Raw genomic sequence first — 17,158 nt, 5'->3', positions numbered from 1 at the left:
TGTTTTAAAAGGGGTTAATGGGTAGGTGTATTATCCATACAAGTTTATTAAACATTGTTACTGCCAAAAAACGGCCTCCACTGGACGCGCAAAAAACGCGCGCCGTTTATAAAAAGCGTTAGGCGTATTAAAATTGGGGAGTGACCAAGACATGCCAGTTCCAGCAGAATATGAACGAGCCTCAGCGAAATTTTGTGATTACCTCGTTGACGCTAGAGACACAGCTGATCTCTGGAGTACGCATGTAACCTACACAATGACACAGGGCGTATTTCAGGTTTTTCGTCGAAGGCTTTCAACCCAGGATTCTATAGCTTTCGCAAATATTTTACCTATTTGTCTTCGCGCACTATTTGTCACTGATTGGAATATTGATGAGGAAATGAGGTCTTTTGAAAGTCGTGAGGTAATGACAAGAGAGGTTAAGTTATTGCGTGAAAATCACAATTTTTCTACAGAAACAGCCATAAGTGATGTTGCGAAAGCATTGAGGCGGCACGTTGATGAAAAAGCCTTTGATAAATTACTTACGCAGCTGCCGGAGGGGGCTGTTGAGTTCTGGACACCATGAGTATTCAAGAAAGGTGTCGCCTAACAATTATCTGCACCGGAAAAAATACTCGCTGCGCTCGCTTTTTTCCGGTGAGCTATGCGTTATATTTTTCTAGTATTGGTCGTAATGCCCACCTATTGCGAAAATATAGATGTATTTATCATCAAATTTATAAATCAGCCTGTCTTTCGGGGAAATACGCTTTGACCATAAGCCAGATAAGTTATGCTTTAATGGTTCCGGCTTACCTAAACCAATAGCAGGATCTGAGCGCATCATTTCCTTTAATATTTTACACAGCACCTTATGAAGTTTTTTGTCTTTCTCTCTCTTTAATTCATAGTTGAGCCAAGTTTTACCTTCAAAGACTAGTGAGCTCATCTAATTGCTCTTTTGTTGGTTTATAGCCTTTACTGCTTCCATGAGTTCCAATCGATTCGGCAATTTGTTGCATCAAATTACTACTTTGCAATACATCTAATGTTTCTTGCTCTCTTTCCCAATCATCATCACTCATAACAATAAAAGCCTCACCCGCTCGCCTAGTAACTTTTATAGGCTCATGATCATTAACTGTTTGTTCAACATATGTTTTTAAATTTTCCCTAAATTGATTTACGCTTATGCTATTCATAACTAACCTGCCATTTATGTACGGTAATGTCGTACATTGTTTGGTTAAAAATATAACAAGGCAATTAAATAACGAACACCTAACAGTTGGCTCGGTTCCGCTTCACTTCACATTTTAGCCAACTATTAATTAGCCGCCCTACATCGGGCATATTCGTAATTTCGAGTTGGGAGTAAATGGCATGAAAACCAATAATATTGGCTCTATCGCTGATTATGCAGAAGAAACATTCACATTTGAACAGGTTGGCGAATGGTCTGGCGATGTTGTACTTGAGTTTGGTGCACCTTGGTGTGAACACTGTCAAGCTGCAAACTCTGCGATAAAAGAAGTCGTAATTGAACATTCAGAATTGCGTCATATCAAAATTTATGACGGAAAGGGCAAACCTTTGGGCCGAGCCTTCAAGGTAAAGCTTTGGCCAACTTTGATACTGCTACGCAATGGCCATGAACTGGCTCGTCTAGTCAGGCCAATACGTTCTGACGAGGTTCGTCATTTAATGCAGAATATCAACTAAAGGTTGCTCGGATAAAAAATAGGTTGCCTGGGTTTCGTTTAGCTACGTTGTTTAGGCGACTATTACTAGACCGCTTATGGCGTCGTTTAGCAGAAAATACAAAGGAGTGCCTCTCATGTGGGACCAAAGATACAGTGAAGAAGAGTTTGCCTATGGTACTGCTCCAAATGACTTTCTCAGAGATGAATATTCTCGGATACCAGCTGGAGGCCGAGTGTTGTGTTTAGCGGAGGGGGAAGGTAGAAATGCAGTTTTTTTGGCTAAACAAGGGTATGCAGTCACAGCAGTAGACTTGTCACCAGTAGGCCTTGAGAAGGCACAAAATTTGGCTTTTGAAAATGGCGTAGAGATCTCAATCAAAGTAGTCGATTTGGCGGAATTCGAACTCGGTCATGAGGTGTGGGATGGCATTGTTTCAATCGCAGCGCATGTACCACCTAACGTGCGAAAAAAACTACATAGCCAAGTGGTCACGTCTTTGAAAAAAGGTGGGGTGTTCATTTTAGAAGCCTACACTGAACGCCAGCTTGAAATGACGGGCGTTGGTGGGCCACCTCCGTCTCAAAAGGACTTATTTATGTCCCTTGATGCATTGCAGTCTGAGCTTAATGACCTAGATTTTAGGATTGCAGCCGAAGTGGAACGTAATATGTCAGAAGGGAAATATCATCAAGGACAAAGTGCTGTTGTACAGGTAGTTGCATGCAAAACACCATAAAAATAGCAAGGCTACGTTTCCATTTCTTTTGTGTTTAAAGGGGCAATGGATTGAAAAGACAAAAATAAATAAAGCATCAGTAATGTTTTCTTTCGTTTTTCAGTATGAACTGTCAACAGGTGGTGGATTCAGATTCGTTTAAGCAAGATAACAGTTTGCTAATTATGTCTTTTATAACTTACCAGAAAAAATTACTGCTGCTGTCTTTGTCCTAAGGGCAGCATTTCAAAACAAGTCACACATTGGGCTTGGTCAATGTGAACAGTTATTACTGACATAAGTTGTCAGTAGTGGATGGATATAATTCGATTTTATTCATGATTTAGGAAATTTAATATGAAACTGGACTATTGCGTTCTTGGCACAAATGACATGGAAGCATCAATTAAGTTCTATGATTCACTTTTCGAACAAACAGAACTTAAGCAAGTATTAGCAACAGAAAGAATGACCTTCTGGCAGTGTAAAGATTTTGCATTTGCAGTAGCTAAACCCTTTAATGGGGAGCCTGCAAGTAATGGAAATGGCACAATGATTGGTTTAAACGTCGGTTCTAAAGAAGAGGTCATTAGGCTTTATAAAAAAGTGCTTGAATTGGGCGGCACTTGTGAAGGCGAACCTAATCAAAGAGGGCCAAAATTCTCAGCCTATGGGCGAGATTTAGATCAAAATAAACTGGTTTTTTCCGCCTAATAAACTTTAAAGAGAAAATTTATCAAGTGATGTATTCAGTCATCTTTGTGAATACACAGAAGTACCTTGTAGAAATTGAGCTGCTTTAAGGTGGGTTGACGAGCCGAAATGACAATCAAAATTTAGTGTAAAATTGCCCCGCTGTAGGTAACAGCAGGGCATTTTAAACAGACTTTTTGCTACAAATAATATAACAACACATAAGCCGACAAGAGCCCTGCTATCCATAGTGCCGTTGTGCCTACTGGCCAAGAACGGGCAAACATGCCACGTTCCTTGCTGTCAGCGGTATGGGGTTGGCCTAAGTAACGTACCGCAATTAGGTGTAAAAACTGCTGTAAACGAGCCTTCTGCTGTGAAACCACTGCAGCAATTGAGTTAATCATTCGTTCTATTACTTTCAGCAAAGAATGGGCCGCTCGGCGCCAAAGCCAATCGGTGTCTAGGCTAATAGTCATCGTACGCTTCATTAAGGGGAGCAATACGAAGAAAGCCAAACCTGAAAATAGCAGTAGCTGCAGATAGAAAAGCACTTTGCCAATTGAGTAAGGTTGGTATTCAACAGGGTAGGGTAATAAACTGTAAAGTAGTTCAGGAAATACCCCAAGTAAAATACATAATCCGGCAAAAATGATCATGGCTAGACCCATATTCCAAGGTGCATCTTTAGGGCGTAAACCGGAGTCCTTTTGGAAAAAGACAAACCATGGGAACTTGATCCCTGCATGTAAAAATACTCCGGCTGATGCTGCGGTTAATGCCATATAAACCCAGATCAAATTACCGTCTACCGCCGCCTGAGAGATCATGCTTTTGGTAGTAAAGCCCGACGTTAACGGAAAACTCGATATTGCTAAGGCACCAATGATACCGCAAGCTGTTGTGATAGGCATGGTACGGAATAGTCCCCCCAGTTCCATACATTTATTCTTCCCAGTCCTATAGATAACTACACCAGCACTCATGAAGAGTAGGGCTTTATAAATAATGTGGGCAAATGCATGGGCTGCGGCGCCATTGAGTGCCATCTCGGTACCTATACCCACTGCCACCACCATAAAGCCGACTTGGTTCACAACTGAATAGGCCAAAATACGCCGCACGTCGTTTTCAAGTAACGCATAAATAATGCCGTACATAACCATAAACAAACCCAGGCCAATTAATACGGGTTCTCCTGGGAATAACAATATGAGTGCGAGTACTGCTGTTTTGGTCGTGAAAGCAGACAGGAATACCGAACCAGTAGGACTTGATTCAGGATAGGCATCAGCTAACCAAGCAGAGACGGGAGGGGCCGCAGCGTTTATCAAAATACCTATGAGGATCATCCAAGTACTGAAGTCTGTGGCCAACATAGGCTGGATCTGAATGGAGCCAGTGCCCACTACTACACCTTCGATGCCTACTTTTAGTATTACGCCACCTAACAAGTGCATGATGGCATAACGGATACCCGCAGCGCGTGCACCAGGAGTGCCGCCACACCAAACAACAATAGTTGAAAACAATGCCATCAATTCCCAATACAAAAACAGGGTAATTAGATCGCCAGCAAAACACACACCTATGGCACCTGCTGCGTATGCATAAGCCGCTGCAAGTTCATACCATTTGGCAATTCGAAAAGCATACAAGCCGCCGACAAACACCATAATCGCAAATACGGTAGCGAACAGTCGCCGCAGTGGGCTGCCTTCAACAGGCTCAATGTGATAGGAGAGAAACTTTACTGTGCCTTGAACACCATCGGGAACTTGCCAAATAGCCCATAAAGTAATCAGAGGCGCTACTAATAAGACTACCGTTCTAGCATGGCCTTTTACTAAACCAATTAGTGCAGCTGCTATCACTAAAACAAGGGCAGGGGACAACATACCTAACTCCATTAGTGTCCTCCTTCTTGGTGGTTTTCGGGAACGTCAGGCGATGCTTCATCGTAGTAATTTTGCGGTCGTTTTAGCACGAGCCCTAATAACTTGGCTACCAATACCATCACTAAACAACTGGCAAACCCATATACAGCGCCAAACCCAAACCATGCATCAAATCCAAAATAACCTTTAACGTATATCACTGTTTGCGCTAACACGGTTAAGGCAAGCACAATACTGGAACCAATCCAGAGTTTGCGAATAGTAGAAGGGCGAACTAGCCAGTGTAGTTGTTTTTCGTCGTTCATAATTAACTTAGCCCCTTCACAACTTGGCTTTCCAATTCGATGACTGGGCCGTTAAACAAGAAAAATGCGAGTGTTAATAAAGCGGTTAAACACAGCGCTAATACGGCAAAAAATGGTGCTTCCCCATGTTCTTTGCCACCTTCTTTTTCTTTTTCAAACCAAACCATATACAAAATCGGCAAAAAGTAGGCGGCGTTTAGTACGGTACTACCAATGATAGTAAATACTGCCACTAGATTATTGGCCTCGAAGGCGCCCGCCAATATATACCATTTGGACACAAAACCACCTGTAGGTGGTACACCAATCATACTCAGTGCGCCTATAGTAAAGGCCGCCATAGTCCAAGGCATGCGTCTACCAATACCCCTTAGCTGTGCAATTTCAGTTTTCTTAGAGGCCACATAAATAGCGCCAGCGGCAAAGAATAAGGTAATTTTGCCAAAGGCATGAGCCACCATATGTATGGCTGCACCCACCTCTGCTAAGGGTTTTAGAATCGCGGCTGCCATAACCACATAAGACAGCTGTGCAATAGTGGAATAGGCCAGTAGTCGTTTGATGTTGGTTTGCCTCAAAGCAACCAAACTGGCGGTGATAATAGTAAAAGCAGCGACATATAAAAGCCATTGTGAGCTAGGCGCCGCAAATAAAAACTCGATTCCAAATATATAAACAATAATTTTAGTGACTGCAAACACACCTGCTTTTACTACTGCAACAGCGTGTAACAAGGCACTAACGGGGGTAGGTGCTACCATAGCTGCAGGTAGCCATTTGTGCATTGGCATGACGGCTGCCTTACCTATACCAAAGACAAATAGTCCTAATAACAAACCTATTTCAGGATCATTCAATTTGCCGGCTAAGATCCCGCCAACGGTAAAGTCACCTGTGCCCGCTAGAGAATAAGTCCAGATGATTGCCGGTAGGAATAAACCGATAGAGGTGCTGAGTAAGACACCTAGATAAATCCTTGCTGAACGTACAGTTGCAGCGTCACCTTTATGAGTCACTAATGGGTAAGTAGAAAGTGTGAGTAACTCGTAGAATAAAAACAGCGTGAATAAGTTACCTGCAAAAGCAATACCCATAGTGGCTGAGAGCGCAAGTGCAAAACAAGCGTAAAACCGAGTCTGGTTTTTCTCTTGGTTTCCGCGCATATAGCCTACGGAATAAATTGAGTTAATCAGCCAAAGGCCGGAAGCTAATGCCGCGAATAACATACCTAATGGCTCTACCGCAAAAGCAATGCTTAGGCCTGGCATGAGTTCACTTACTTCTACCGAAGGACGCCCACCGTCCATTAGTAGCGGTAAGAGCCCCCAAACTACCCAGATTAACGACACTGAGGTAATGGCGGTAGCCGCTTCCCTAATATTTGGGCCTATACGCCCGGCAAGTGTTATGGCCAGTGCGCCTACAAGGGGCAAGCCGATGGCGACCAATATTGCAGTTTCTGGAATCATTGGACGCCCTCTATTAGCAGTGCCGCAGCACTATTGGCCAATTCCAATGGAATTTGTGGAAACAGTCCGAAGTAAATATTGAGCAAGGCAACAAGCCCAGTGATTATCAACAGCTGAATAGGTGCTTCAGAAACGGCTGAGTCTCCTTCAATCGGTGCTTGAAAATAAAGTGCTTCAACTATTCGCCAAACATACACAACCGCCATTAAAGAGCTGACTAGAATAACGGCAATTAAGCCCCATCCTAAGGCCCCACTTTCAAGGGCAGCGCCAATCAATAGCCATTTACTGATGAACCCCGCAGTACCGGGCACACCTATTAGACTTAAACCGCAAACCACTATTGCTGCGCAGGTCCACGGCATACGGGTGGAGGCTCCGCCAAGTTGGTCTAGGCGTAAATCTTTATAGTGATAAGCCAAACAAGCTACGGCTAAAAACAAACCACCCTTTGCTAAGGCATGATTAAACATATGTGCTGCGCTGGCGCTCAGTCCAGCAACGCTTATTAAGCTGGCGCCAAGTAAAATATAACCAATTTGAGCAATAGATGATGAGGCTAATAGTCTTTTAAGGTGACCTTCAAAAATAGCCACGGCTGACGCAATCAGTATCCCAAGGATAGCCAGTGGCATTGCAAACATCGCAAACTGAAATTCATGCTCTAAAAGCTTGGACTGGAACACCATGTAATCGAATCGGATTAATACGTATAGCGATACTTTAGTTGCACAAGCAGCCAGAAATACAGTTACCATATGTGGAGCGTGAGTATAGGCATTTGGCACCCATACGTGCAGGGGAAACACTGCCGCTTTAAGGGCTAAACCAATAGTGATGAATCCGGCCGCTACTAATATAGGGTTGATATCAGTGACATCGCCGATGCGGGCTTCCATATCTGCGAGGTTAAGTGTGCCAGTCATCATATAAATCATGCCGACACCAATCAAATAAAAGGTCGCGCCTATGGTGCCCATAATCAGATATTTAAAAACCGCTGGTAACGCGCGACGGTCTGGCCCTCCAGCTATCAATATGTAGCTGGCCAAAGATGATATCTCCATAAATACAAAGATATTAAAGGCATCGGCTGTTACCAGTATTCCCACCAGACCCGAAAGGGCCAGCAGCCATGCAGAGTAGAACAAAGGTTGCCGTTCAGACTCTATTTGTTTGTCGATGCTTGGTTTAGCAGCAAGTAAAGCCGCCGCAGCCGCCCCAGTTACAATTAACAGTAGTATTGCGCTATACGCGTCGACCGACAGAGCAATGCCAAAAGGAGCTGGCCAGCCACCCATTGCATAAGTAAGTGTGTGTCCGTTTAAAACGGCAATAGCGAGTGTAACGGCAATGGCAAAACTGACCAATGCAGCGGCCGTTGCCCCAGCCCACGCTAAACCACGTGGTTGCAACAGAACGATTAGTGGTGCCGATAACATCGGAACCACAACTTGAAGAGCGGGAAGGTGTGCGAGTAAATCCATATTAATCAGTCGGCATCCAAAATTTCGTTTTCTTCGATAGTGCCATAACATTCACTAATACGAACTACCATGGCAAGGCCCAATGCGAGTGTGGATACTCCCACTACTATGGCGGTAAGTATTAATACCTGAGGCAGTGGATTGGAAAATATTTGATCTTTTACCCCAGCTTGGATAATTGGCGCGGTGCCTCCTTCTACTTTATCCATAGTAATATACATAAGGAAAACAGCCGATTGAAAGATGGATAACCCGATAAGTTTTTTGATTAAATTTGTTTTACTAATTACCGCATAAAGGCCCACCGTCAAGATGATAGCGAATACCCAATAATTGAAATAACCCAGTAGTTCTAATAGCTTCATGACAAACTCTCACGTGCGGCAAACGCATGAAAAATAGATAGCAATGCACCACAAACGGCCATGCCAACTCCGGCTTCAATAAGTAATATTCCAAGGTGCTGCCCCCAAACTGGGTCGCTTGACAGAACCGAATATTCAAGAAAAGTACCGCCCATCAACATGCAGGCTAATCCGACTCCGCCATACAGTAACGCACCGCCTACTACCATGCCTAACAATACAGAGCGAGGAACTGCACGTAATGCTTTGCTTTCGCCTTCGAGCAGCGCATAAAGAATCACGCCTGTGGCAATAATAGCGCCAGCTTGGAAACCTCCGCCAGGGCCGTACTCACCATGGAATTGTGTGTACAGGCCAAACAGCACTATAAAAGGAATAAGTAATCGGCCGACCACTTGAGGTATCAAATGATGGCGTAGGCCACTATTTTTTTCGACCATTGCTGGTTTTTTTCGCGGAGGGGGAACACTTAAAATGAATAACACACCAATACAGGCAGCAAAGACTACAAAGACTTCTCCTAAGGTGTCGTATCCTCTGAAACTACTCAGGATAGCGGTGACAACATTGGGAATATCAATATATTCAGGGGTTTTTTCTAGGTACCAAGGTGCTACATGTTGATGCACTGGTGCCATTGGGTCACCCAGTCTGGGTTTATCGAAGGTAGCATAAATGATCAGCAGAGCTAACACACCGACCGTTCCTCTCGCTACCCAACGTCCGCCTTCTCTGGATTTTTCTCTGTCGCCGGTTAGCGCCAATGCGCAGAGAAAAATGACAGTTGTCACCCCGGCACCAACAGCTGCCTCTGTTAAGGCCACATCTGCCGCGTCTAGGATGAAAAAGTTTGCAGCCATCAGCAAGCTAAATATAGACGTTAACATGACTGCTACGAACAGGTTTTTAGTGCGTACTATCGCTATTGCGGTAATGACCAGCAAAGTTAATAGGAAAACCGCAAAGATAAATATCATTCTGGGTCATTCTCCTCGGGTTCGTCACTGGCGGTTCCTGCGTCAGGTTTAAGACCTGCTTGGAATGCGGCATTGGCCAAAGCATAAGTAGCAGTCGGGCCAGTCAGCAGTAGAAACAACATGATTGCGAACAGCTTTAATGCGGCTAAGGACAAGCCTGCTTGTAGGATAATGCCCACAAAAATTAAGATAGTGCCCATAGTATCAGTAAGACTGGCGGCGTGAATTCTGGTGTAAAAGTTTGGCAGTCGCAATCCACCAATGCCTCCGACCAACACACAGAACCCTCCAAGAACGAGTAGGATCCAACTCAGGACATCCAAAACCAAATCAATCATCTTTAGCCTCAGTTTCGGAATTTCTTTGAGAACGATTTTGGAAAAACTCCAATACCGCAAGGATACCCACCATATTCACTAAGGCATAGGCCAGAGCAAGATCGAGAAAGTCGGGTCGACCATAAAGAAATGCAATAACAGACAGTAACAATACGGTTTTGGTGCCAAATACATTCACAGCCAATACTCGATCATACACACTTGGTCCTATTAGGGCTCTTGTTAATGCCAAAACCATAGTGACTAAGATGGCAATAGAGACAACTATATACATTGCTACTTGTGCTCCAAGGCTGCGGCTCGACGATTTGCCTCGCCTTTTTGTAATTCTGCTGCTCCGTCAGAGGTTAGGCAATGAACTAATACTTCTCCTTTGTGCATATCTAATGTCACTGTGCCCGGGGACAATGTAATGGAATTGCCAAAGATGACTTGGCCTACATCAGTTTTGGTTTGGGCCTTGAGTTTGACTACTGTGGGGCTGATAGGAAGAGAAGGACTCAAGATCATCTTGGTCACATCAATACTCGAGACAACAATTTCTTTTAATAACCACATCCAATAACCGGGCAAGCGTGGCAACAGTCTTACCAACGCCTTATGATGCCGGAAAAATCCCATTCGATAGGCCAAGTACGCACTCAGCAAGCAGGAAAAAGCACCCAAGCCCATGACTAAAGGTTTATATAATCCAGACCAAAGTAGCCAAGAAACTGCAAGCACTGACAGTAACAATAAAACAGAGGAAAGACGTGCTTCACCGCGTTGAAGCATATATCGGGCTCGAATCAAACTCATAGTTTACAGGGGTAATTTTTCAGAAGTGATTTATAGACGACTTCCATAGCTGGTTCGTCTTTTGTTTTGTTTAATTGCAGCTCCTCTAGATCGGCAACTACCGAATTGACAATTTCGCTAAGTGGCAGTGGGTCACCCAGACAAAAGCCTGCTAGCTTTGCGGCACGCGAGAGGTCTGCGCGGCCGGGCATACGAGTGCGCATAGCACGTTCTGCAAAGGTTTCTTTACCAGATATGGCATTTTCGGCATTTAACATCACTCGGGCGTCGGTCGCTATGGCGCCGTCTATAAAGCCTTGAATATAGCGAATACAATATTGGCCATCAACACCTTGTGGATTGGTACTAAGCAATTCACAGTGAGACGCCAACTCTTTAGCACTAAGCACTTCCATTGCATTGACCTTAGACACTGACACTAATTGCAGAGTTAAAAGTGCAGATGCCAATGTGCAAGTAATCTTTGACGTATTAAATAGGTTTGAACGTTTGTATTTTTGATACATATATAAACAACCATTGCTAACGTTATGAATATTATGAACTATTTCGCAGCGTGTGCAAGCTATTGCTAACAGTTATCGTTAAGCTATCGGTAATCTTGGAGTATAGAAATTTTCGACAGGTCTATACCCTTCAGTAACACTGCTAACTTTAGGATTAGCTTAAAATTTCTACCATAATTTAGCATTGAAATTAGCATCTGTGACCTTCATTAGCTTTAGCGATTTCTCCATGAAAACACTTAATTGTTACAAAAATGCCGCTCTAGTTGAGCGGCATTGTATATTTCGTTATCAAAACTCTCATTACAGAATAAAGCGACTCAAATCTTCGTCTTCTACTAACATGTCTAAATGATCATTAACGTATTTGGCATCCACTATTAAAGACTCGCCACTTTTTTCAGAGGCATCGTAAGATATGTCTTCCATCAGTTTTTCCATCACTGTATGTAAACGTCTAGCACCGATGTTTTCAGTACGTTCGTTAACTTGCCATGCAGCCTGAGCGATACGTTCTATGCCTTCATCAGTAAAAGATACATCCACACCTTCGGTTTTCAATAAAGCCACATACTGTTCGGTAAGTGATGCGTTGGGTTCTGTCAGAATACGCACAAAATCGTGGGCAGTTAGGGCTGAAAGTTCAACACGAATAGGCAAACGGCCTTGCAGTTCTGGGATGAGATCTGAAGGTTTACACATTTGAAACGCGCCAGAGGCAATAAACAAAATATGGTCAGTTTTTACGGTACCGTGTTTAGTTGATACAGTTGAACCTTCAACTAGAGGTAATAAGTCTCGTTGCACACCTTCACGGGATACATCGCCACCACTGGTATTGCCTTCACGTTTACAAATTTTGTCAATTTCATCGATAAACACTATGCCATTCTGCTCAAGTGACTCAATAGCAGTTTGTTTCAAGTCTTCTTGATTGACTAATTTACTGGCTTCTTCTTCAACCAATAACTTAAAGGCTTCTTTTACTTTCAGTTTTTTCTTTTTCTTCTCTTTACCAGATAAGTTTTGAAACATACCTTGTAATTGATTGGTCATCTCTTCCATGCCTGGAGGCGCCATAATTTCTACGCCAACTTGAGGCGCCGCTACATCTAACTCAATTTCTTTGTCGTCCAATTGACCTTCGCGAAGTTTTTTGCGGAAAATTTGTCTGGTACCTTTATCTTGATGCTCTTCTTTATCACCAAAGGCATTTTCTGGTGGTGGTAACAAGGCATCTAAAATACGTTCTTCTGCCGCTTCTTCAGCGCGGAACTTCACTTTGCTGGTGGCTTGTTCTTTGGTCATTTTGACTGCTATATCAGCTAAGTCACGAATGATCGTTTCCACTTCTTTACCTACATAACCCACTTCGGTAAATTTGGTGGCTTCGACTTTTATAAATGGCGCATTGGCCAATTTTGCCAAGCGACGAGCAATCTCAGTTTTACCCACACCAGTTGGGCCAATCATTAATATATTTTTAGGTGTGACTTCTTGACGCAGCTCTGACTCAAGCTGCATTCTGCGCCAGCGATTTCGTAGCGCAATAGATACCGCACGTTTGGCATCTTGCTGACCGATAATGTGGCAGTCCAATTCATGGACGATTTCTCTTGGGGTCATGTCTGACATAAATAAAACCTTATAATCTGGGTAATCGACCGGCGAAAATATGCACTAGGCCAGTCAAAAAAATAATGTAGCCGAAATAGTTAATAATCAATGGTTTCAATGGTTTGGCTATGATTGGTAAATACACAGATATTGCCCGCTATAGTCAAACTTTTTTCAGCGATTTCTTTGGCTGATAATTCGGTGTTTTCCAATAAAGCCATAGCCGCTGATTGGGCAAAATTGCCACCCGAGCCTATGGCGATTAAATCATTTTCAGGTTGCACAACATCGCCATTGCCAGTAATGATAAATGAGGCGGTTTCGTCTGCGACCGCCAACAAGGCTTCGAGTTTGCGCAACATACGATCAGTTCGCCAGTCTTTGGCGAGCTCAACGGCAGCGCGAGTTAAGTTGCCTTGATGCATTTCAAGTTTTGATTCAAAACGTTCAAACAAAGTAAATGCATCAGCTGTGCCGCCCGCAAATCCAGCCAGCACTTTGTTGTTATAAAGGCGACGGACTTTTTTGGCGTTGCCTTTCATTACAGTATTACCAAGTGAAACTTGACCATCACCGGCAATTACTACTTGATTATTGCGGCGTACAGATACAATTGTAGTCACGAAAATTCCTTCAGTGTCCAAGGACAACCAGATGGGATTACACAACGGTTGTCAGGGCTAAGAGAGGGCTAGGGTTTTCAATATTTTAGAAAACACCGCCGAGTGGATTAGATGTGGGGGAGTAATCTATTTTTTTCAAGCGGCATTTCAGGCTTAGGGCTTTAAAAGCTACATAGTCAATGATGTGGTGGCAAAATTCCCTTTTATTCAAGTCGCGAGAAGTTTCGCGACTTGACGTTTATGTTGCCCAATTTGATTAAAGGTTCCAATTCCAAATCTTACAACCATTAATTTTTGCACGTTGTAAGGTGTGGCGGTCTTTCTCGGCTAATCGTTTGCTGTCATAAGGTCCTAGAATTACCCGATACCACTTTCCTGACGAGCCTTGACTTGGTCTGACTTGTGCTTCTAAACCTTGAAAAGCAATCTTTGCCTTAAGCTCTTGAGCCTGAGCATCGGTTCTAAATGAACCGCACTGTATTAAGCGGCGCACTGTGGGTTGGTCTTGCTCTTTTTGTTCAATTTTGACAGTGTATTCTGGCAAACTCTTAATGAACTCCCATTCTTCTTCTGGAATGTCTGGCAAGGTGTCTTCTTTGCTTGGAGTTTTTTTCACTACCTTGGTGTTGGAGGTTGTGGTGTTTTCAGGGGCGGTACCCTTGATACTCCATAAAAAATAGCCAAATCCAGCTACTAGAGTAAGAGTGATAATAATCCGCAACCAAGGTAGTGATGGTTTGGGAGGCGGTGGAGCTTGTTTTTGACCGCGGCCACGAGCCACATAATCTTTGTGTGCCATTCTATAAAAAGTACTGCTTAGAAATTAGGGTCATGATGTTACCTAGGATCACAGGATCCACAATCAGAATCTTCATTATTATTGCCGTGATACATTTTAACCTAGAGTCAGTTTAACTAAAATCCTGAGGGTCAACATCCAATGACCAACGAATTTTATTGGCTAAGTGTAAGGTTTCAATCTGTTGGATTTGTAGGGCAATGGCTTTTTGTAAGTTGCTACGTTGTGGACTTTGTAATAATAATTGCATCCTATATTGGCCTTGACGTTTTTCCATTAAAGCAGGAATAGGACCCACACAATCTACACTGTCTATATGACTAAATAGTTGCGCAATCTGTTGTAAAAAATCAAACGCGTCTCGGGCATTTAATGCTTGTGCTTTAAACAAAGCTTGGTATGTAAAAGGCGGTAAATTTGCCTGTTGCCGTTCCAGTAAAGCGTATTGTGCAAAATGGGCATAACCATTATTAATTAAATCCTGAAGTAGTGGATGACCTGGATCGTGGGTCTGTAGCCACATCTCACCGGGTTTTTCGGCGCGTCCTGCACGACCTGCGAGTTGCGTGATAAGTTGTGCCAGATGTTCTGCGGCGCGATAGTCAGCACTAAACAATGCGCCGTCCACATCCAGAATCAGTACTAAGGTAACATTGGGGAAATGGTGACCTTTAGATAAAATTTGGGTGCCTATTAAGATTTGATGTTCGTTGTTGTTGATACTATTAAGCATGTTATCTAGCTTGTTTTTACCTCTGGCACTGTCGCTATCGATGCGAATACTGCTGTACTGTGGAAAATAACTGGCTAGCCCATGCTCTAATTGTTCTGTACCGACTCCCATAGAAGTGAGTTCATTGGACTGACATTGCTGGCAACTCTTTGGGATGGACTTAGCGCTACCACAATGATGACACTGCAGTTTGTAAAGTTGTTTGTGAACAGTGTAAGGTTTGTCACATCGTTTACAGTGTTCAACAAAACCACATTGATGACACATAAGGGCAGGTGCATAACCTCTGCGATTGATAAACAGCATTACCTGGCTGCCTTGTTGCAAATGCTGACTCATGCGCTCTAACATGCCTTGAGCCACACCAAATTGCAGTGGTTGCTGGCGAATATCAAACACATGTTGAGTCGCGATGGTCGCATTACCAGCACGTTGCTGTAACCTAAGGTGTTGATATTTTCCAGTTAGTGCATTGTTTAAGGTTTCAAGGGCTGGTGTGGCGGATCCCAGCACCAATGGAATGTTTTCTTCGAGGGCGCGCATCACGGCTAAATCGCGAGCGTGATAACGCAAACCGTCTTGCTGTTTATAAGACGAGTCATGTTCTTCATCTACTATCAGTAAGCCGGGTTTTAGCATAGGTGTAAAAATAGCGGAACGGGTGCCTATAATAATGCCCAATTGAGCATTGGCACTTTGTTGCCAAACTTGCAGCCGCTCAGTGTTATTTAGACCAGAGTGCAACACCCCTACATCAATGCCAAAGCGATATTTAAATCTATGCACAGTTTGCGGTGTTAGCCCAATCTCTGGCACTAAAATTAAGACTTGTTTACCTTGTTTAAGTACCTGTTCAATAGCTTGTAGATATACCTCTGTTTTACCGCTGCCGGTAATGCCGTCTAATAAAAAACAGCCGTAATGATCAAGCTTGGCTTCAATGCAGCTTATGGCGATGGCTTGTTCAACATTGGCACTAGGTTTGTCTCGAACCAGTAAATCCTGTTGCCAGGTCGACATTAACGAAGCCGCTTTTTCTATGGGCGCAATCAAGGCTTTGTCGGATAGAGCCTTAATCGCAGCTGCACCAAAATCAGTCTTGGCTTTTGATTTCACTAAATCTTGCTTCTGCAGGGCTTCTATCAATGAGCCTTGTTTAGGGGCGCGAGAAAAACGGCTTAACTCTACAGACTGCCCAGTATCACTTAAGGTCCAATATTCGATGGGCTTAGCTTGACTCGACTCACCTTTGCGCAGTGCTACTGGCATAGCGGTTTGCACTACATCACCTATAGGATGTTTATAATACTGGGCTAACCAAGTACATAATTTAATTAAAACTGGGTCAAAAATCGGCGCATCATCTAACACTGCGTCAACAGATTTTAGTTTGCTGATGTCCCATTCCGATGTTTCAGATGTTCCCCAAACAACGCCGATTAATTTGCGTGGCCCAAAAGAGACACGTACCCGCACGCCTATAGCTAATGCTTTACCACCTTCATAGAGGTAATCGAATAGCTGACGCTTGGGAATAGGCAGTGCGACACGAAGTATTGTCATTAATTTGTATGTGTATCCAGTCAGTAGAAGGTCAAAAACCAGTATTTGCGGTGATAAAAGCAACAAAAGCCTTGATTGCCTAACCCCGTTACATTAATATGCGCGCCACTTTGCGGCAAGCCACAAAGCTTTTTTAATTTAATTTTCGTATGGTGTTCAACTTCGGGTTGAATAGCGATGCGGCCTGACGAAGAGGTAACCCATGAAACAAGATATCCATCCTGATTATCAAGAAATGACTGCAAACTGTTCTTGCGGAAATGTAATCAAAGTACGTTCTACTTTGAAAAAAGACCTTAACCTAGACGTATGTTCGTCTTGCCACCCGTTTTATACTGGTAAGCAACGTAACGTAGATACTGGTGGTCGTGTTGATAAATTCAACAAACGTTTTGCTGGTCTTAAGAAAAGCTAATATAGTTTTTTGTCTAACAAGACATAGAGAAGGCGCTTATTTAGCGCCTTTTTTTGTACCAAATAAAAATATTCAAAACTTGTCAACACATCACTCCTTTATTTGATGTGATCATTTAGTTACCTTCTTTAAACAAATCTTGATATCTCATAGTAAAGTAGTCATTAG

The 17,158-nt window shown here is 43.2% G+C and carries 21 protein-coding genes; 5 read left to right on the top strand and 16 right to left on the bottom strand.

Annotated elements, in window-relative coordinates:
* The first annotated feature begins 151 nt into the window (after nucleotides 1–151).
* Nucleotides 152–571: a DUF2267 domain-containing protein gene (locus AAC000_RS02515; RefSeq protein WP_339719800.1), complete on the top strand. Its 420-nt coding sequence runs from the start codon at nucleotides 152–154 to the stop codon at nucleotides 569–571.
* A 93-nt stretch (nucleotides 572–664) separates the two neighbouring features.
* On the opposite strand, the gene AAC000_RS02510 is transcribed toward AAC000_RS02515, so the two are convergent.
* Together AAC000_RS02510 and AAC000_RS02505 are read right to left on the bottom strand one after the other, a co-directional pair.
* Nucleotides 665–934: a Txe/YoeB family addiction module toxin gene (locus AAC000_RS02510; protein WP_339719798.1), complete on the bottom strand. Its 270-nt coding sequence runs from the start codon at nucleotides 932–934 to the stop codon at nucleotides 665–667.
* On the bottom strand, nucleotides 915–1,187 hold the full coding sequence (locus tag AAC000_RS02505; RefSeq protein ID WP_339719796.1) for a type II toxin-antitoxin system Phd/YefM family antitoxin: 273 nt from the start codon (nucleotides 1,185–1,187) through the stop codon (nucleotides 915–917). The genes AAC000_RS02510 and AAC000_RS02505 overlap by 20 nt, the downstream gene beginning before the upstream one ends.
* A gap of 181 nt (nucleotides 1,188–1,368) precedes the next feature.
* Between AAC000_RS02505 and AAC000_RS02500 the strand changes: the two genes are divergently transcribed.
* The 3 genes from AAC000_RS02500 (at nucleotide 1,369) to AAC000_RS02490 (ending at nucleotide 3,118) form a co-directional block, all read left to right on the top strand.
* A complete protein-coding gene (locus AAC000_RS02500) occupies nucleotides 1,369–1,707 on the top strand; it encodes a thioredoxin family protein (RefSeq protein WP_339719794.1) in 339 nt (112 codons plus the stop codon).
* A gap of 115 nt (nucleotides 1,708–1,822) precedes the next feature.
* Entirely contained in the window at nucleotides 1,823–2,425 is a 603-nt protein-coding gene (locus AAC000_RS02495) for a class I SAM-dependent methyltransferase (RefSeq protein WP_339719792.1), read from the top strand.
* A 336-nt stretch (nucleotides 2,426–2,761) separates the two neighbouring features.
* Nucleotides 2,762–3,118 (top strand): VOC family protein, encoded by a 357-nt coding sequence (locus tag AAC000_RS02490; RefSeq protein ID WP_339719790.1) that lies wholly within the window; start codon nucleotides 2,762–2,764, stop codon nucleotides 3,116–3,118.
* Nucleotides 3,119–3,297: 179 nt separating this feature from the next.
* Here AAC000_RS02490 and AAC000_RS02485 read toward each other — a convergent pair whose 3' ends face one another.
* From AAC000_RS02485 to priA, 14 genes are all read right to left on the bottom strand, one after another.
* Nucleotides 3,298–5,007 carry a Na(+)/H(+) antiporter subunit D gene (locus AAC000_RS02485; protein WP_339719789.1) on the bottom strand — a complete coding sequence of 570 codons (1,710 nt, stop codon included), beginning with the start codon at nucleotides 5,005–5,007 and terminating at the stop codon, nucleotides 3,298–3,300.
* Nucleotides 5,007–5,300 carry a hypothetical protein gene (locus AAC000_RS02480; RefSeq protein WP_339719787.1) on the bottom strand — a complete coding sequence of 98 codons (294 nt, stop codon included), beginning with the start codon at nucleotides 5,298–5,300 and terminating at the stop codon, nucleotides 5,007–5,009. The genes AAC000_RS02485 and AAC000_RS02480 overlap by 1 nt, the downstream gene beginning before the upstream one ends.
* Nucleotides 5,301–5,302: 2 nt before the next feature.
* The gene (locus AAC000_RS02475; RefSeq protein ID WP_339719785.1) at nucleotides 5,303–6,769 is read right to left on the bottom strand and encodes a monovalent cation/H+ antiporter subunit D family protein; all 1,467 of its coding nucleotides are present in this window, start codon (nucleotides 6,767–6,769) and stop codon (nucleotides 5,303–5,305) included.
* Nucleotides 6,766–8,256: a monovalent cation/H+ antiporter subunit D family protein gene (locus AAC000_RS02470; RefSeq protein WP_339719783.1), complete on the bottom strand. Its 1,491-nt coding sequence runs from the start codon at nucleotides 8,254–8,256 to the stop codon at nucleotides 6,766–6,768. The genes AAC000_RS02475 and AAC000_RS02470 overlap by 4 nt, the downstream gene beginning before the upstream one ends.
* A gap of 5 nt (nucleotides 8,257–8,261) precedes the next feature.
* Nucleotides 8,262–8,621, bottom strand: coding sequence for a cation:proton antiporter subunit C (locus AAC000_RS02465; RefSeq protein ID WP_339719781.1), 360 nt, complete (start codon nucleotides 8,619–8,621; stop codon nucleotides 8,262–8,264).
* The gene (locus AAC000_RS02460) at nucleotides 8,618–9,598 is read right to left on the bottom strand and encodes a DUF4040 domain-containing protein (RefSeq protein WP_339719779.1); all 981 of its coding nucleotides are present in this window, start codon (nucleotides 9,596–9,598) and stop codon (nucleotides 8,618–8,620) included. Before AAC000_RS02460 ends, AAC000_RS02465 begins: the two co-directional genes overlap by 4 nt.
* Nucleotides 9,595–9,936 carry a monovalent cation/H(+) antiporter subunit G gene (gene mnhG, locus AAC000_RS02455; RefSeq protein ID WP_339719777.1) on the bottom strand — a complete coding sequence of 114 codons (342 nt, stop codon included), beginning with the start codon at nucleotides 9,934–9,936 and terminating at the stop codon, nucleotides 9,595–9,597. Before mnhG ends, AAC000_RS02460 begins: the two co-directional genes overlap by 4 nt.
* The gene (locus AAC000_RS02450; protein WP_339719775.1) at nucleotides 9,929–10,210 is read right to left on the bottom strand and encodes a monovalent cation/H+ antiporter complex subunit F; all 282 of its coding nucleotides are present in this window, start codon (nucleotides 10,208–10,210) and stop codon (nucleotides 9,929–9,931) included. Before AAC000_RS02450 ends, mnhG begins: the two co-directional genes overlap by 8 nt.
* Nucleotides 10,211–10,212: 2 nt before the next feature.
* On the bottom strand, nucleotides 10,213–10,734 hold the full coding sequence (locus AAC000_RS02445; protein ID WP_339719774.1) for a Na+/H+ antiporter subunit E: 522 nt from the start codon (nucleotides 10,732–10,734) through the stop codon (nucleotides 10,213–10,215).
* On the bottom strand, nucleotides 10,731–11,240 hold the full coding sequence (locus AAC000_RS02440; RefSeq protein WP_339719773.1) for a Rap1a/Tai family immunity protein: 510 nt from the start codon (nucleotides 11,238–11,240) through the stop codon (nucleotides 10,731–10,733). Before AAC000_RS02440 ends, AAC000_RS02445 begins: the two co-directional genes overlap by 4 nt.
* Before the next feature lie 303 nt (nucleotides 11,241–11,543).
* A complete protein-coding gene (gene hslU / locus AAC000_RS02435) occupies nucleotides 11,544–12,875 on the bottom strand; it encodes an HslU--HslV peptidase ATPase subunit (protein ID WP_339719772.1) in 1,332 nt (443 codons plus the stop codon).
* A gap of 80 nt (nucleotides 12,876–12,955) precedes the next feature.
* On the bottom strand, nucleotides 12,956–13,480 hold the full coding sequence (gene hslV, locus AAC000_RS02430; RefSeq protein ID WP_339719771.1) for an ATP-dependent protease subunit HslV: 525 nt from the start codon (nucleotides 13,478–13,480) through the stop codon (nucleotides 12,956–12,958).
* A gap of 256 nt (nucleotides 13,481–13,736) precedes the next feature.
* Entirely contained in the window at nucleotides 13,737–14,279 is a 543-nt protein-coding gene (locus tag AAC000_RS02425; protein ID WP_339719770.1) for an SPOR domain-containing protein, read from the bottom strand.
* Between the two features lie 112 nt (nucleotides 14,280–14,391).
* Nucleotides 14,392–16,575, bottom strand: coding sequence for a primosomal protein N' (gene priA, locus AAC000_RS02420; RefSeq protein ID WP_339719768.1), 2,184 nt, complete (start codon nucleotides 16,573–16,575; stop codon nucleotides 14,392–14,394).
* 202 nt (nucleotides 16,576–16,777) lie between these two features.
* On the opposite strand from priA, the gene rpmE reads away from it, so the two are divergent.
* The gene (rpmE, locus tag AAC000_RS02415; protein ID WP_339719766.1) at nucleotides 16,778–16,990 is read left to right on the top strand and encodes a 50S ribosomal protein L31; all 213 of its coding nucleotides are present in this window, start codon (nucleotides 16,778–16,780) and stop codon (nucleotides 16,988–16,990) included.
* The last annotated feature ends 168 nt before the right edge of the window (nucleotides 16,991–17,158 follow it).

This window comes from uncultured Paraglaciecola sp. (assembly GCF_963977085.1).
Lineage (GTDB): Bacteria > Pseudomonadota > Gammaproteobacteria > Enterobacterales > Alteromonadaceae > Paraglaciecola.
The sequence above is the reverse complement of the archived record's forward strand: the minus strand, read 5'-3'. Positions and strand labels throughout refer to the sequence as shown.

Coding starts and splice junctions, on each gene's coding strand:
- AAC000_RS02485 (WP_339719789.1), bottom strand. CDS start 5,007: ATGGAGTTAGGTATGTTGTCCCCTGCCCTTGTTTTAGTGATAGCAGCT.
- AAC000_RS02425 (WP_339719770.1), bottom strand. CDS start 14,279: ATGGCACACAAAGATTATGTGGCTCGTGGCCGCGGTCAAAAACAAGCT.
- AAC000_RS02450 (WP_339719775.1), bottom strand. CDS start 10,210: ATGTATATAGTTGTCTCTATTGCCATCTTAGTCACTATGGTTTTGGCA.
- hslU (WP_339719772.1), bottom strand. CDS start 12,875: ATGTCAGACATGACCCCAAGAGAAATCGTCCATGAATTGGACTGCCAC.
- AAC000_RS02505 (WP_339719796.1), bottom strand. CDS start 1,187: ATGAATAGCATAAGCGTAAATCAATTTAGGGAAAATTTAAAAACATAT.
- AAC000_RS02440 (WP_339719773.1), bottom strand. CDS start 11,240: ATGTATCAAAAATACAAACGTTCAAACCTATTTAATACGTCAAAGATT.
- AAC000_RS02475 (WP_339719785.1), bottom strand. CDS start 6,769: ATGATTCCAGAAACTGCAATATTGGTCGCCATCGGCTTGCCCCTTGTA.
- AAC000_RS02500 (WP_339719794.1), top strand. CDS start 1,369: ATGAAAACCAATAATATTGGCTCTATCGCTGATTATGCAGAAGAAACA.
- AAC000_RS02490 (WP_339719790.1), top strand. CDS start 2,762: ATGAAACTGGACTATTGCGTTCTTGGCACAAATGACATGGAAGCATCA.
- AAC000_RS02445 (WP_339719774.1), bottom strand. CDS start 10,734: ATGAGTTTGATTCGAGCCCGATATATGCTTCAACGCGGTGAAGCACGT.
- AAC000_RS02480 (WP_339719787.1), bottom strand. CDS start 5,300: ATGAACGACGAAAAACAACTACACTGGCTAGTTCGCCCTTCTACTATT.
- AAC000_RS02495 (WP_339719792.1), top strand. CDS start 1,823: ATGTGGGACCAAAGATACAGTGAAGAAGAGTTTGCCTATGGTACTGCT.
- AAC000_RS02515 (WP_339719800.1), top strand. CDS start 152: ATGCCAGTTCCAGCAGAATATGAACGAGCCTCAGCGAAATTTTGTGAT.
- AAC000_RS02465 (WP_339719781.1), bottom strand. CDS start 8,621: ATGAAGCTATTAGAACTACTGGGTTATTTCAATTATTGGGTATTCGCT.
- AAC000_RS02470 (WP_339719783.1), bottom strand. CDS start 8,256: ATGGATTTACTCGCACACCTTCCCGCTCTTCAAGTTGTGGTTCCGATG.
- rpmE (WP_339719766.1), top strand. CDS start 16,778: ATGAAACAAGATATCCATCCTGATTATCAAGAAATGACTGCAAACTGT.
- AAC000_RS02460 (WP_339719779.1), bottom strand. CDS start 9,598: ATGATATTTATCTTTGCGGTTTTCCTATTAACTTTGCTGGTCATTACC.
- mnhG (WP_339719777.1), bottom strand. CDS start 9,936: ATGATTGATTTGGTTTTGGATGTCCTGAGTTGGATCCTACTCGTTCTT.
- priA (WP_339719768.1), bottom strand. CDS start 16,575: ATGACAATACTTCGTGTCGCACTGCCTATTCCCAAGCGTCAGCTATTC.
- AAC000_RS02510 (WP_339719798.1), bottom strand. CDS start 934: ATGAGCTCACTAGTCTTTGAAGGTAAAACTTGGCTCAACTATGAATTA.